This window comes from [Enterobacter] lignolyticus SCF1 (assembly GCF_000164865.1).
GTDB classification, from domain to species: Bacteria; Pseudomonadota; Gammaproteobacteria; order Enterobacterales; family Enterobacteriaceae; genus Enterobacter_B; species Enterobacter_B lignolyticus.
In genome coordinates this window covers 3,622,932-3,637,124 of sequence record NC_014618.1, presented here as the reverse complement: position 1 = coordinate 3,637,124, position 14,193 = coordinate 3,622,932, and the positions used below count along the sequence as shown (strand labels likewise).

Below are 14,193 nucleotides of genomic sequence, written 5' to 3'. Positions count from 1 at the left end.
TAAGCCGCCTGTTTTTAAGTCACGAGTATACGTCATGCGCGTCGCCGATTTTTCCTTTGAACTTCCTGAATCCCTGATTGCCCACTATCCGCAACCCGAGCGCAGTAGCTGCCGCCTGTTGTCGCTGGACGGGCCGACGGGGACGCTGACGCACGGTACTTTCACCGATTTGCTCGACAAGCTCAACCCCGGCGATCTGCTGGTGTTCAACAATACCCGCGTGATCCCGGCGCGCCTGTTTGGCCGTAAAGCCAGCGGCGGCAAGATTGAGGTGCTGGTCGAACGTATGCTTGATGATAAACGTATTCTGGCACATATTCGCGCGTCGAAAGCGCCGAAGCCGGGTACCGAGCTGCTGTTGGGCGATGATGAGAGCATCAACGCAACGATGACGGCCCGTCACGATGCGCTGTTTGAGGTCGAATTCAACGACGAGCGTCCGGTGCTGGATATTCTCAACGCCATCGGCCACATGCCGCTGCCGCCCTATATCGACCGTCCGGACGAAGACGCCGACCGCGAGCTGTACCAGACCGTCTACAGCCAGAAGCCTGGCGCGGTCGCGGCGCCAACGGCGGGGCTGCACTTTGACGAACCGCTGCTGGCGGCGCTTCGCGAGAAAGGCATCGAGATGGCGTTCGTGACGCTGCACGTCGGCGCGGGGACGTTCCAGCCGGTGCGCGTGGACAGCATTGAAGACCACATCATGCATTCGGAGTACGCCGAGGTGCCGCAGGAGGTGGTTGATGCGGTCATGGCCGCCAAAGCCCGCGGCAGCCGCGTGATTGCCGTCGGCACGACCTCCGTTCGCTCGCTGGAGAGCGCCGCGCAGGCCGCGAAAAAGGAACGGATCGAACCGTTCTTCGGCGATACGCAAATCTTCATCTACCCGGGCTATCAGTACCAGATTATCGATGCGCTGGTGACCAACTTCCATCTGCCAGAATCGACGCTGATTATGCTGGTGTCCGCCTTTGCCGGCTATCAGCACACCATGAATGCCTACAAGGCTGCGGTAGAACAAAATTATCGCTTTTTTAGCTACGGGGACGCGATGTTTATCACGTACAATCCGCAGGCTTTACATGAGCGTGTCGGGGACTGATTCCGCGACACCGTTTTAAAACGTCGGACTGTTTTTCTGACGCTGGAGAGAAAATGAAATTTGAACTGGATACGACCGACGGACGCGCACGCCGCGGCCGCCTGGTGTTTGATCGCGGCGTAGTGGAAACGCCGGCCTTTATGCCCGTGGGCACCTACGGCACCGTTAAGGGCATGACGCCGGAAGAAGTTGAAGCGACCGGCGCGCAGATTATTCTCGGCAACACCTTCCATCTGTGGCTGCGCCCGGGTCAGGAGATCATGAAGCTGCACGGCGATCTGCACGATTTCATGCAGTGGAAAGGCCCGATCCTCACCGATTCCGGCGGTTTCCAGGTGTTCAGCCTTGGCGATATCCGCAAAATCACCGAGCAGGGCGTTCACTTCCGCAACCCGATCAACGGCGATCCGATTTTCCTCGATCCGGAAAAATCGATGGAGATTCAGTACGATCTCGGATCTGACATCGTGATGATCTTTGACGAGTGCACGCCGTACCCGGCGGACTGGGACTACGCGAAGCGCTCCATGGAAATGTCCCTGCGCTGGGCCAAACGCAGCCGCGACCGTTTTGACGGGCTGGGCAACAAAAACGCGCTGTTTGGCATCATTCAGGGCAGCGTTTACGAAGATTTACGCGATATCTCTGTGAAAGGTCTGGTAGAGATAGGCTTTGATGGCTACGCTGTCGGCGGTCTGGCTGTAGGCGAACCGAAGGAAGACATGCACCGCATTCTTGAGCATGTCTGCCCGCAAATTCCGGCTGACAAACCACGTTACCTGATGGGCGTTGGTAAACCGGAAGACCTGGTTGAAGGCGTGCGTCGCGGCATCGATATGTTTGACTGCGTGATGCCAACCCGTAATGCCCGCAATGGTCACCTGTTTGTGACCGACGGCGTGGTGAAAATCCGCAACGCAAAACATAAGAGCGACACCAGTCCGCTTGATGCAGAGTGCGATTGCTACACATGTCGCAATTATTCGCGCGCTTACTTGCATCATCTGGACCGTTGCAATGAAATTTTGGGGGCGCGTCTCAATACCATTCATAACCTTCGCTATTATCAGCGCTTAATGGCGGGTTTACGCAAGGCTATCGAAGAGGGTAAATTAGAGAGCTTCGTGACGGATTTTTACCAACGTCAGGGTCGACCTGTTCCACCTTTGAACGTTGATTAATTTTAATAATGAGGGAAATTCAATGAGCTTTTTTATTTCTGATGCGGTAGCAGCTACCGGTGCGCCGGCGCAGGGCAGCCCGATGTCTCTGATCCTGATGCTGGTGGTGTTCGGTCTGATTTTCTACTTCATGATCCTGCGTCCACAGCAGAAGCGTACCAAAGATCATAAAAAGCTGATGGACTCTATCGCTAAAGGTGATGAAGTCCTGACTAACGGTGGCCTGGTTGGTCGCGTAACCAAAGTAGCGGAAACCGGCTACATTGCTATCGCACTGAACGACACCACCGAAGTTGTCATCAAGCGTGACTTCGTTGCCGCCGTGCTGCCGAAAGGCACCATGAAAGCGCTGTAATCCATTGTTTTCCCAAAGGGAACTGCCGTGTTAAACCGTTATCCTTTGTGGAAGTACATTATGCTGGTCGTCGTGATTATCGGCGGCCTGCTTTACGCACTTCCCAACCTTTATGGTGAGGATCCGGCTGTTCAAATCACTGGCGTGCGCGGCGTCGCCGCCAGTGAGCAAACGCTGATCCAGGTCCAGAAAACCTTACAAGAAGAAAAAATTACCGCGAAGTCTGTGGCACTGGAAGAGGGCGCTATTCTTGCTCGCTTCGACTCCACTGACACCCAGCTGCGCGCGCGCGAAGCGCTGGTTTCCGTGCTGGGTGACAAGTATGTCGTGGCGCTAAACCTTGCTCCTGCAACCCCGCGCTGGCTGGCGGCCATTCATGCCGACCCGATGAAGCTCGGTCTTGACCTGCGCGGCGGCGTGCACTTCCTGATGGAAGTGGATATGGATACCGCGCTCGGTAAGCTCCAGGAACAAAACATCGACAGCCTGCGCAGCGATCTGCGTGAAAAAGGCATCCCCTATACTACCGTTCGCAAAGAAGATAACTTCGGTCTGAGCATCACGTTCCGCGACGGCGCGGCGCGCGATCAGGCGATTGACTATCTGACGGCACGCCATCGCGATCTGGTGATTTCCAGCCAGGGCAGCAACCAGCTGCGTGCGGTAATGACCGATACGCGCCTGAAAGAAGCGCGCGAATATGCGGTCCAGCAGAACATCAACATCCTGCGTAACCGTGTGAACCAGCTCGGCGTCGCCGAACCGGTGGTGCAACGCCAGGGCGCGGAGCGCATCGTGGTTGAGCTGCCGGGTATTCAGGATACGGCGCGGGCGAAGGAAATCCTTGGCGCGACCGCAACGCTGGAGTTCCGTCTGGTGAACACCAATGTCGACCAGGCTGCGGCGGCTTCCGGCCGCGTACCGGGCGATTCTGAGGTCAAAGACACCCGTGAAGGCCAGCCGGTGGTGCTGTACAAACGCGTGATCCTGACCGGTGACCATATCACCGACTCCACCTCAAGCCAGGACGAATACAACCAGCCGCAGGTGAACATCTCGCTGGACAGCGCGGGCGGCAACATCATGTCTAACTTTACCAAGGACAACATCGGCAAGCCGATGGCGACCCTGTTCGTAGAGTATAAAGACAGCGGTAAGAAAGATGCGAAAGGCCGCGCCATTCTGGTGAAGCAGGAAGAGGTGATTAACATCGCCAACATCCAGTCTCGCCTGGGCAACAGCTTCCGTATCACCGGTATCAGCAACCCGAACGAAGCGCGTCAGCTGTCGCTGCTGCTGCGTGCCGGTGCGCTGATCGCGCCAATCCAGATCGTTGAAGAACGCACCATCGGCCCAACCCTGGGTATGCAGAACATCAAACAGGGTCTGGAAGCCTGCCTGGCCGGTCTGCTGGCCTCCGTCATCTTCATGATCCTCTTCTACAAGAAGTTTGGTCTGATCGCGACGAGCGCGCTGATTGCCAACCTGGTGCTGATCGTCGGCATCATGTCGCTGCTGCCGGGGGCAACCCTGAGTATGCCGGGGATTGCGGGTATCGTGTTAACCCTTGCGGTGGCGGTCGACGCCAACGTACTGATTAACGAACGTATTAAGGAAGAACTGAGCAACGGCCGTACCGTGCAGCAGGCGATTGACGAAGGCTACCGCGGTGCGTTCAGCTCAATCTTCGATGCGAACGTGACGACGCTGATTAAAGTGATCATCCTGTATGCGGTCGGTACCGGTGCGATTAAAGGCTTTGCAATCACTACCGGCATCGGTGTGGCAACGTCCATGTTTACGGCGATCGTCGGTACGCGTGCCATCGTGAACCTGTTGTATGGCGGCAAACGCATCAACAAGCTGTCTATCTGAGGAGTGCGTTGTGGCACAGGAATATACTGTTGAACAATTGAACCACGGCCGTAAAGTCTATGACTTTATGCGCTGGGACTACTGGGCCTTCGGCATTTCGGGTCTGCTGCTGGTGCTGGCCATCATTGTGATGGGCGTGCGTGGCTTTAACTGGGGGCTGGATTTTACCGGCGGTACGGTTATTGAGATCACGCTGGAAAAACCGGTCGATATGGATCAGATGCGCCTGTCGCTGGAAAAAGCGGGCTTTAACGAGCCGCAGCTGCAGAACTTTGGCAGCAGCCACGACATCATGGTGCGTATGCCGCCGGTGAAGGGCGCGGACGGCGGTCAGGAACTGGGAAGTAAAGTTCTCGCGGTAGTTAACGAATCCACCAGCCAAAACGCGGCGGTCAAGCGTATTGAGTTTGTGGGGCCGAGCGTCGGCGCGGATCTTGCCCAGTCTGGGGCCATGGCGCTGATGGCGGCGCTGATCTCCATCCTGATCTACGTAGGGTTCCGCTTCGAGTGGCGCCTGGCGGCCGGTGTGGTTATCGCGCTGGCGCACGACGTGATCATCACGCTGGGCATTCTGTCGCTGTTCCATATTGAGATTGACCTGACCATTGTGGCATCGCTGATGTCGGTTATCGGTTACTCCCTGAACGACAGCATCGTGGTATCGGACCGTATCCGTGAGAACTTCCGCAAGATCCGCCGCGGTACGCCTTACGAGATCTTTAACGTGTCGCTGACCCAGACGCTGCACCGTACGTTGATTACCTCCGGTACGACGTTGGTGGTTATTCTGATGCTGTTCCTGTTCGGCGGCCCGATTCTGGAAGGCTTCTCGCTGACCATGCTTATCGGCGTGTCGATCGGTACCGCGTCGTCTATCTACGTGGCTTCCGCGCTGGCGCTGAAGCTGGGTATGAAGCGCGAACACCTGCTGCAGCAGAAAGTCGAGAAAGAAGGGGCGGATCAGCCGTCGATTCTTCCTTAAGCCCCTGCGGTACGGAAAAACGAAATCCCGGTCAAACGACCGGGATTTTTTTATTACAAACCCGGTAATTCCCGCTATGGTGGCTCCTCTGTCTCTGATTACAGGAAGCCCCAGAAATGCACGATGCCCGCCGCGATGTCTCCCTTCACGTTGTTCCTCAGCCGGACTGCTGGCACAGCCTGCCTTGCGTTGATCTTACCGATGAGACGATGCGGCAGCGCAAAGCGCGCGTGCTGGCGCAGATGACGCGCGACGGGATTGATACCCTGGTGGTGTACGCCGATAAGGAGCACGGCGGAAACTTTGAGTATCTGACGGGCTTTATCCCGCGCTTTGAGGAGGCGCTGCTGGTGCTGCAGCGCAGCGGCGAGGCGGCGCTGGTGCTCGGCAACGAGAACCTCAAGCTTGCGCCGCATGCCTGGCTGGAAAACCGCGTGTTCCACGCGCCGTGGTTTTCGCTGCCCAACCAGCCGATGACGCCCGGCAAAACGCTGGCGGACCTGCTGCGGGAGGCGGGGATAGACCGCGACAAAACGCTGGGGCTTGCCGGTTGGAAGCTCTTCACCGGCTGCGGCGAGGCGGTGCAGGGCATGTTCGATCTGCCGTCGTTTATGGTGGATGCTATCCGTGAAGCCGCGGGCGGCGGCGCGGTTTTACGTAACGCTACCGGCATTTTTATCTCCCCGGACGGCGGCGCGCGCACCGTCAATAACGCCAACGAGCTGGCGCACTACGAATATGGCGCTAACCTGGCGTCGACGGCGATCCTCACGGCGCTGAATGCGGTTGCGCCTGGAAAGACGGAAAAGCAGATTGGCGCGCTGCTGGCCGCCGACGGACAGCCGAATAACGTGGTGATGATTGCCGCCACCGGCGATCGTTTCGCCAACGCCAGGCTCTATCCCGGCGATAAGCGTATCCAGCGCGGCGATACGTTTTCCCTGACGACGAGCTATAAAGGCGGCCTCAGCAGCCGGGCGGCCTATGTGGTGGAAAATGCCGGAGAGCTTGCCGCGAACGTCAGCGATTATCTTGAGGTGGTCGCGATTCCTTATTTTCGGGCGGTAGTGAGCTGGCTTGAGCATTTGCGTCCAGGCGTAACCGGCGGCGACATGTACCAGCTCATCGAGCGCGTGCTGCCAAAAGCGCAGTACCACTGGCACCTGAACCCCGGCCATCTGGTCGCGGACGAAGAGTGGCTCTGCTCGCCCATTTACCCGGGGTCTGACATTCCGCTGGCGAGCGGTATGCTGCTGCAAATCGATATTATTCCTTCCCGGGCGGGATATGCGGGCGCCAGCATTGAAGATACCGTGGCGCTGGCCGATGCGGCGCTGCGCGCGGAGCTGGCCGCCGGGTACCCGGCGCTGTGGGCAAGAGTGCAGGCGCGGCGCGACTACATTGCCCGCCATATCGGCATTACGCTGCCGGAGGAGGTGCTGCCGTTCTCAAATACGGTAGGCTACCTGCGCCCATGGCTGCTGGACCCGACCCGGGCGCTGGTGTGTCAATCTGCGGGCTCCTGACAACACTCCTGACAGTATGCTGTCAGGAGGCCTGTTCTACACTTCTCCTGAACTAACCCAAGGTGACAGGAGGCAGTATGAACAACGTGATTAACTGGTTTGAAATCCCCGTGAGCGATATGGCGCGCGCCGTGGCGTTTTATGAGTCGGTGATGGGCGTTACGCTGCGCCGTGAAGTGATGGAGGGGGCGGAGCTGGCGGTGTTCCCGCATCGCGATGAGCAAACCGGCGGCGCGCTGGCGAAGTTTGAACACATTACGCCGTCGTCGCAGGGATGTATTATTTATCTGCATACCGACGACCTGCGCGGAACGCTGAAAAACGTGGCGGCAAAGGGCGGCGAATGCGTATTTGGCCCGCTGGAGCTGCCCGACGGCATTGGCGCTATTGCGCTGTTTACCGACAGCGAAGGCAACCGCATCGGCCTGCATCAACCCGCCTGAGGCGAAATGACACCACCATGACCCGACGCGCCGACCGCTTGTTTCAGATTGTGCAGATCCTGCGCGGCAGGAGGCTGACGACGGCGGCGCTGTTGGCGGAGCGGCTCGGCGTTTCTGAGCGCACCGTGTACCGCGATATCCGCGACCTGTCGCTTTCCGGCGTGCCGGTGGAGGGCGAGGCGGGGAGCGGCTATCGGCTGCTGGACGGCTACGATTTACCGCCGCTGATGCTGACCGCCCGGGAATCGGAAGCGCTGATGGTGGCTATCCGGCTGCTGAAAACCTGGGGCGGGGAGTCGCTGTCGGCCTCGCTGGAGTCGGCGCAGGAGAAGGTGCTGGCGATTCTGCCCGCCGACAGCCGTCGCAAGGCCGAACAGGCGCGGGTGTTCGCGCCGGATATGGGCATCCAGCAGCATTCCCGCCGCGATTTCGACCTGATTCATCACGCGATTTCCGCCCAGCAGGTGCTGTCGCTTCACTACCGCGACGAAACGGGCCAGCTGACCTGGCGCGATGTACAGCCGCTGGGACTCTTCTTCTGGGGCGAGCACTGGCTGCTGGCCGCCTGGTGCGAGAGGCGGGAGGACTACCGCTGTTTTCGTCTGGAGCGCTGTCTGAATATCGTGGCGACATCGCGGCGTTTTAGCGAAAGCGCCGATCGTTCGTTAAGCGATTTCCTGCGCAAGGTCCGGCGCGAGGAGCGGAAGTAAAAAAGCCAGCGCGAACGCTGGCTTTTTGCTGTCTGGGGCCGGTCTTAGAAGTTGTAGCCGACCACCAGGTAGCCGCCCCAGCCGGTAGACTTCACGTTGAAGTCGCCGTTGCCGAAGTTCAGGCTGGCGTCGTCAGCCCACTGGCCGCCGTTGTGCCAGTAACGCGCAACCACCGAGTAGTGCCAGTGATCGTAGTTCAGCGCCAGAATGTGGCTGGAGGCGATAGAGTTGCTGGTGCGCGCATGCTTCCCGTTGTTGTCGTAGAAGTTGTCGCTGCCGAGATCCGAGCCCCAGTCGAAGTTGGTGAAGCCGATGTAGCTCAGCTGGCCGCCCCACAGCTGGGTGATCGGCACAAAGTATTTCACTTTGAAGCGGTAACCATCCCACTCGTTTTCGTTGGACGCGCCATAGTTCTGCCACTGGTATTTGGCATACACGTTCAGCGACAGGCTCATCGGCAGGCCGGTATCGATATCGGTACCGAGACCCATGTACCAGGTGCTCTGCTTGGTGCTCTCTTCGCCTTTCGCACCCATGTCATAAATGTAGTTGTTGGCGATGTACCACTCTTTGAACGGACCAAACGCCAGGCTGGTACCGGTCAGCTTATCGATAGAGAAGCGCGGTTCGATTTCCATAAACATACGGGAACCGTTATCCCAGGCGCCTTTGTCGTTACCGTTGCCGATACCGAACGTCTTAGGAATATCGATGTAGCCGTAGAAATCAAACCAGTCCTTCTTGGCGAACGCTTCGTATTCGAGATACACGTCGTTATTGATGAGCGGCCCAAAGCGCGTGTGGTAGCTGCCCACCACGTTGACGCTCTGATGCCACCAGTCGGACACATATTCTGGTTTGCTGGTCTCGGCAGCGGATGCCGGGAATGAGGATGAAAGAGCAAGCACTGCACTGGCCGCAAGTAATGTTTTTTTCATAATAATGCCACTGATTTGAAATCCCTTCCGGGAATGAAAATAGATGCCTGGACGTTTCTAAATGTAACTTTGTTCTGCGAGGCCTATTATAAGAATCACTGCTCACAAAAATATGTGTTGTTTCACAGTTCTCTCAAGTACGTAATCGATTGCGTTCACGTTTGCGCACATTTGACGGCGGCGATCGTACGGGAAGATGAAAATGTTTCCTGGTTTTTCTGGATAAACGTAAATACCGTGCGGCGAATCGAAAAGCGGTGAACGCGAATGGCGCCGGGACCCCCCGACACCGGAGCGGGGGTTACTGCGGGGTGGTCGGCTGGATGTCGTGAATGCGGACAAACACCGGCTGCGCGGGGTTAAGGCCGCTAAGCTGTAGAGGAATATCGACATCGCTCGGCGCCAGCAGGCTGGCCGGGGCGCTGATGAGCTGATTTTTGACATTCGCTTCCTGGAACTGGGCTGTGGTGCCCTGAATTTCGCCCCATTCCACCGTGCCGCTAAAGGCGGGCAGCGGATCGTTAGATTCGCCCTGAATGCGCAGCGTGACGCGCATGCCGTCGGCGTTCTGCGCGATATTGACAAGCGACATCCGCAGGGTGCCAATCTGGCTTTCCAGGCGAGCCGGGGTGTTGGCGCCAGGCAGCAGGTAGACGCCGCGGGTGGATTTCGCGTTGAGCGCGTTCTGCTGGGTGATTTTCACCGTTTCCTGGTTGAGCCTGGTCATCTCCTGGCTCAGGGTGCTGACGCTCTGGTGCATCTGGCGGATTTCGCTCTGCTGCGCGCAGGCGCTGAGGGTAAACAGGCTGCTGAGCACCAGTAATCGAACGTAACGTCTTGTCATCACTCTCACTTCCTGAAAGGCAAATATTAGGGGTAATGGTAGCAGTATCGCTGTGTTTGCCATCGGGGGTTTGTCTCAAAATGACGCCGCTATGCTGGTCGTGGTAAAATGGCAGGATGTCACCTTTTCACCGTCAGGACGCGCCATGCACTGCCCATTTTGTTTCGCCGTAGATACCAAAGTGATTGACTCCCGACTGGTGGGGGAAGGCTCCTCCGTGCGCCGTCGCCGCCAGTGCCTGGTTTGCAATGAGCGTTTTACGACCTTTGAAGTGGCCGAACTTGTGATGCCGCGGGTGGTAAAAAGCAACGATGTTCGCGAACCGTTTAACGAAGACAAGCTGCGTCGCGGGATGCAAAAGGCGCTGGAGAAGCGTCCGGTCAGCTCTGACGATGTCGAAATGGCGTTGAACCATATCAAGTCCCAGCTGCGCGCTACCGGCGAACGCGAAGTGCCGAGCAAAATGATCGGCAACCTGGTGATGGAGCAGCTGAAGAAACTGGATAAAGTCGCCTACATCCGCTTCGCCTCGGTGTACCGCAGCTTTGAAGACATCAAAGAATTCGGCGAAGAGATCGCCCGCTTACAGGATTAAGTCATGCAGGATGAAGTCTACATGGCGCGAGCGCTTAAGCTGGCGCAGCGCGGTCGTTTTACTACCCATCCTAACCCTCGCGTCGGCTGCGTGATTGTCCGTGACGGCGACATCGTCGGGGAAGGTTTTCATCTTCGCGCGGGCGAACCCCATGCCGAAGTGCATGCGCTGCGGATGGCGGGCGATAAAGCCAGGGGCGCGACGGCCTACGTCACGCTGGAGCCCTGCAGCCATCACGGGCGCACGCCGCCGTGCTGCGATGCGCTGATCGCCGCGGGCGTCAGCCGCGTGGTGGCGGCGATGCAGGACCCTAACCCGCAGGTCGCCGGACGCGGGCTGTATCGCCTGCAGCAGGCGGGCGTTGAGGTCAGCCATGGCCTGATGATGAGCGAAGCGGAGCAGCTTAATAAAGGCTTCCTCAAGCGCATGCGCACCGGTTTTCCCTGGCTGCAGCTTAAGCTTGGCGCCTCGCTCGACGGCGGTACGGCGATGGCGAGCGGCGAAAGCCAGTGGATAACCTCGCCGCAGGCGCGACGCGACGTGCAGCGTTTGCGCGCGCAAAGCCATGCCATTCTGACCAGCAGCGCGACGGTGCTGGCGGACGACCCCGCGCTGACCGTGCGCTGGGAGGAGCTGGATGCCGATACCCAGGCCAGCTACCCGCAGGAAAATCTGCGCCAGCCGGTGCGTATTGTTATCGACAGCCGCAACCGCGTGACGCCGGAGCACCGCATTGTCCATCAGCCCGGGGAGACCTGGTTTGCCCGTACCGACGAGGATTCGCGTCAGTGGCCCGACGGCGTCAGTACGCTGAACATTCCGGCGCACAACGGCCAGCTTGATCTGGTGCTGCTGATGATGCAGCTGGGTCGTCGGCAGATAAACAGCGTCTGGGTCGAAGCGGGACCGCGGCTGGCGGGCGCGCTGCTGCAGGCGGGGGTAGTGGATGAGCTTATTGTCTACGTTGCGCCTAAACTGTTAGGTAGCGATGCGCGCGGTCTTTGTGTGCTGCCAGGGCTTGAGAAACTGGCCGACGCACCCCAATTCAGATTCAATGAGATACGGCAGGTTGGCCCGGATTTGTGCCTGCACTTGACGCCTGCGCCATAAACTTCGGCAGTGCGTAAATTATTATGATAAAATCCGCCCCCCTGCGGGGCAAGTCGAATCCCAAAAGGAAGAATATGAACATTATCGAAGCTAACGTAGCTGCCCCGGAAGCCCGCATCGCCATCACCATTGCGCGTTTCAATAACTTCATCAACGACAGCCTGCTGGAAGGCGCGATTGATGCTCTGAAGCGCATCGGTCAGGTTAAAGATGACAACATCACCGTGGTTTGGGTGCCTGGCGCCTACGAGCTGCCGCTGGCGGCTGGCGCGCTGGCGAAAACCAATAAGTATGATGCGGTGATCGCGCTGGGAACCGTTATCCGTGGCGGTACGGCTCACTTTGAATATGTCGCCGGTGGCGCAAGCAACGGCCTGGCGCACGTCGCTCAGGCGTGCGAGATCCCGGTTGCTTTTGGTGTTCTGACCACCGAAAGCATTGAACAAGCTATCGAACGTGCCGGTACTAAAGCCGGTAACAAAGGCGCGGAAGCTGCACTGACCGCGCTTGAAATGATTAATGTATTGAAAGCCATCAAGGCCTGATTTTCGTAAGGGGAATTCCGTGAAACCTGCTGCTCGTCGCCGCGCCCGTGAATGTGCCGTTCAGGCGCTTTACTCCTGGCAGTTGTCTAAAAACGACATCGCTGATGTTGAATACCAGTTCCTGGCGGAACAGGACGTAAAAGACGTTGACGTCCTGTATTTCCGTGAACTGCTGTCCGGTGTGGCGACTAACAGCGCGTACCTTGACGGTCTGATGAAGCCGTATCTGTCCCGTCAGCTCGAAGAGCTGGGTCAGGTCGAGAAAGCGGTGCTGCGCATCGCGCTGTTTGAACTGTCAAAGCGCGATGACGTACCGTATAAGGTTGCCATCAACGAAGCCATCGAACTGGCGAAAACCTTTGGCGCAGAAGACAGCCATAAGTTCGTCAACGGCGTGCTGGATAAAGCCGCGCCGGCTATCCGTCCCCACAAGAAGTAATCTTCAGGCCGGGCGATGAGGTTTTTCTTCTCATCCCCGGCCTTGTCTTTTCTCTGCTGAGGCATAACGTATGGCATGCGGCGAATTTTCCCTGATTGCCCGTTATTTCGATCGTGTCAGAAGCTCTCGTCTTGATGTCGAAACCGGTATTGGCGACGATTGCGCACTGCTGAATATTCCCGAAAAACAGACGCTGGCGATCAGCACCGATACGCTGGTGTCGGGCATCCACTTTTTACCCGATATCGATCCCGCCGATCTGGCCTGTAAGGCGCTGGCGGTTAACCTGAGCGACCTCGCGGCGATGGGTGCAGACCCGGCCTGGCTGACGCTGGCGCTCACTCTGCCGTCGGTCGATGAGGCGTGGCTTGCCGCCTTCAGCGACAGCCTGTTCGAACAGCTAAGCTATTACAATATGCAGCTGATTGGCGGCGATACGACCCGTGGCCCGCTGTCGATGACGCTGGGAATTCATGGCTTCGTCCCGCAGGGGCGGGCGCTCAAGCGCTCCGGCGCAAAACCCGGCGACTGGATTTACGTCACCGGCACGCCGGGAGACAGCGCCGCCGGTCTGGCGATTTTGCAACACCGTCTGACGGTTGATGACGCAGAGGACGCCCGCTATCTGCAAAAACGTCATCTGCGCCCGACGCCGCGCATTTTAACCGGCCAGGCGCTGCGCAATCTGGCGACGTCGGCAATCGATCTCTCCGACGGGCTGATTTCCGATCTCGGCCACATTCTGACCGCCAGCCGCTGCGGCGCGCGTATCGATCTGGATGCGCTGCCGTTTTCTGCGGCAATGCAGCGCCACGTCGCGCCGGAGCAGGCCCTGCGCTGGGCGCTCTCCGGCGGAGAAGACTACGAGCTGTGCTTCACCGTGCCGGAGCTCAACCGCGGCGCGCTGGAGGTGGCTATCGGCAACTTAAACATGCCGTATACCTGCATCGGCCAGATTAGCGCGGACGTGGAAGGGATGCATTTCCAGCGCGAGGGTAAAGCCGTCATGCTCGACTGGAAGGGGTACGACCATTTTGCGCAGTAAAGATATCGCCAAAAGCCGGCTCAATTTGCAAAATCCCTGGCACCTGCTGGCCACTGGATTCGGCAGCGGTCTGAGCCCCGTGGTGCCCGGTACGATGGGGTCGCTTGCCGCTATCCCGTTCTGGTATCTGATGACCTTTCTGCCGTGGCAGCTCTATTCGCTGGTGGTGATGCTGGGGATCTGCCTTGGGGTCTATATCTGCCATCGCACCGCCAAAGACATGGGGGTGCACGATCACGGCAGTATCGTCTGGGATGAGTTTGTCGGCATGTGGATAACGCTGATGGCGTTACCCGTCCTCGACTGGCGGTGGGTCGCCGCCGGGTTTGTCATTTTCCGCATTTTCGATATGTGGAAGCCCTGGCCGATTCGCTGGTTCGATCGCAACGTCCACGGCGGAATGGGGATTATGGTCGACGATATTATCGCCGGGATTATTTCCGCAGGCATTCTCTACGTGATAGGCCACCACTGGCCGCTGGGGCTGATGTAACCCCTGT

At 58.3% G+C, this 14,193-nt stretch carries 16 protein-coding genes; 14 read left to right on the top strand and 2 right to left on the bottom strand.

Annotated features, from left to right (window positions below; genetic code table 11):
• Nucleotides 1-34 precede the first annotated feature (34 nt).
• The 8 genes from queA (at nt 35) to ENTCL_RS16960 (ending at nt 8,177) form a co-directional block, all read left to right on the top strand.
• Nucleotides 35-1,105 carry a tRNA preQ1(34) S-adenosylmethionine ribosyltransferase-isomerase QueA gene (queA, locus tag ENTCL_RS16995; protein WP_013367380.1) on the top strand — a complete coding sequence of 357 codons (1,071 nt, stop codon included), beginning with the start codon at nt 35-37 and terminating at the stop codon, nt 1,103-1,105.
• A gap of 53 nt (nt 1,106-1,158) precedes the next feature.
• Nucleotides 1,159-2,286: a tRNA guanosine(34) transglycosylase Tgt gene (gene tgt / locus ENTCL_RS16990; protein ID WP_012133574.1), complete on the top strand. Its 1,128-nt coding sequence runs from the start codon at nt 1,159-1,161 to the stop codon at nt 2,284-2,286.
• Nucleotides 2,287-2,308: 22 nt separating this feature from the next.
• Entirely contained in the window at nt 2,309-2,641 is a 333-nt protein-coding gene (gene yajC, locus ENTCL_RS16985) for a preprotein translocase subunit YajC (protein ID WP_013367379.1), read from the top strand.
• A 27-nt stretch (nt 2,642-2,668) separates the two neighbouring features.
• Nucleotides 2,669-4,516 (top strand): protein translocase subunit SecD, encoded by a 1,848-nt coding sequence (secD, locus tag ENTCL_RS16980; RefSeq protein WP_071841419.1) that lies wholly within the window; start codon nt 2,669-2,671, stop codon nt 4,514-4,516.
• A 10-nt stretch (nt 4,517-4,526) separates the two neighbouring features.
• Complete coding sequence (gene secF / locus ENTCL_RS16975) at nt 4,527-5,498, top strand: protein translocase subunit SecF (RefSeq protein ID WP_013367377.1); 972 nt, start codon at nt 4,527-4,529, stop codon at nt 5,496-5,498.
• Nucleotides 5,499-5,614: 116 nt separating this feature from the next.
• The gene (locus tag ENTCL_RS16970; RefSeq protein WP_013367376.1) at nt 5,615-7,024 is read left to right on the top strand and encodes a M24 family metallopeptidase; all 1,410 of its coding nucleotides are present in this window, start codon (nt 5,615-5,617) and stop codon (nt 7,022-7,024) included.
• Nucleotides 7,025-7,101: 77 nt separating this feature from the next.
• Nucleotides 7,102-7,467 carry a VOC family protein gene (locus ENTCL_RS16965; RefSeq protein ID WP_013367375.1) on the top strand — a complete coding sequence of 122 codons (366 nt, stop codon included), beginning with the start codon at nt 7,102-7,104 and terminating at the stop codon, nt 7,465-7,467.
• A 17-nt stretch (nt 7,468-7,484) separates the two neighbouring features.
• The gene (locus ENTCL_RS16960) at nt 7,485-8,177 is read left to right on the top strand and encodes a helix-turn-helix transcriptional regulator (RefSeq protein WP_013367374.1); all 693 of its coding nucleotides are present in this window, start codon (nt 7,485-7,487) and stop codon (nt 8,175-8,177) included.
• 44 nt (nt 8,178-8,221) lie between these two features.
• Here ENTCL_RS16960 and ENTCL_RS16955 read toward each other — a convergent pair whose 3' ends face one another.
• Both ENTCL_RS16955 and ENTCL_RS16950 read right to left on the bottom strand, forming a co-directional pair.
• The gene (locus ENTCL_RS16955) at nt 8,222-9,115 is read right to left on the bottom strand and encodes a nucleoside-specific channel-forming protein Tsx (protein ID WP_013367373.1); all 894 of its coding nucleotides are present in this window, start codon (nt 9,113-9,115) and stop codon (nt 8,222-8,224) included.
• A 301-nt stretch (nt 9,116-9,416) separates the two neighbouring features.
• On the bottom strand, nt 9,417-9,959 hold the full coding sequence (locus ENTCL_RS16950; protein ID WP_013367372.1) for a SadB/YajI family lipoprotein: 543 nt from the start codon (nt 9,957-9,959) through the stop codon (nt 9,417-9,419).
• Nucleotides 9,960-10,104: 145 nt separating this feature from the next.
• Here ENTCL_RS16950 and nrdR point away from each other — a divergent pair, with 145 nt between their 5' ends.
• The 6 genes from nrdR to pgpA all read left to right on the top strand — a co-directional run bounded on the left by nrdR (nt 10,105) and on the right by pgpA (nt 14,186).
• Entirely contained in the window at nt 10,105-10,554 is a 450-nt protein-coding gene (nrdR, locus tag ENTCL_RS16945) for a transcriptional regulator NrdR (RefSeq protein WP_013367371.1), read from the top strand.
• Nucleotides 10,555-10,557: 3 nt separating this feature from the next.
• Nucleotides 10,558-11,664, top strand: a complete 1,107-nt coding sequence (ribD, locus tag ENTCL_RS16940) for a bifunctional diaminohydroxyphosphoribosylaminopyrimidine deaminase/5-amino-6-(5-phosphoribosylamino)uracil reductase RibD (RefSeq protein ID WP_013367370.1) — start codon at nt 10,558-10,560, stop codon at nt 11,662-11,664.
• A 74-nt stretch (nt 11,665-11,738) separates the two neighbouring features.
• Nucleotides 11,739-12,209 (top strand): 6,7-dimethyl-8-ribityllumazine synthase, encoded by a 471-nt coding sequence (gene ribH, locus ENTCL_RS16935; protein WP_013367369.1) that lies wholly within the window; start codon nt 11,739-11,741, stop codon nt 12,207-12,209.
• Nucleotides 12,210-12,228: 19 nt separating this feature from the next.
• Entirely contained in the window at nt 12,229-12,648 is a 420-nt protein-coding gene (gene nusB / locus ENTCL_RS16930; RefSeq protein ID WP_013367368.1) for a transcription antitermination factor NusB, read from the top strand.
• 70 nt (nt 12,649-12,718) lie between these two features.
• Nucleotides 12,719-13,693: a thiamine-phosphate kinase gene (gene thiL / locus ENTCL_RS16925; RefSeq protein ID WP_013367367.1), complete on the top strand. Its 975-nt coding sequence runs from the start codon at nt 12,719-12,721 to the stop codon at nt 13,691-13,693.
• Entirely contained in the window at nt 13,629-14,186 is a 558-nt protein-coding gene (gene pgpA / locus ENTCL_RS16920; protein ID WP_125451919.1) for a phosphatidylglycerophosphatase A, read from the top strand. Before thiL ends, pgpA begins: the two co-directional genes overlap by 65 nt.
• Nucleotides 14,187-14,193: the final 7 nt, after the last annotated feature.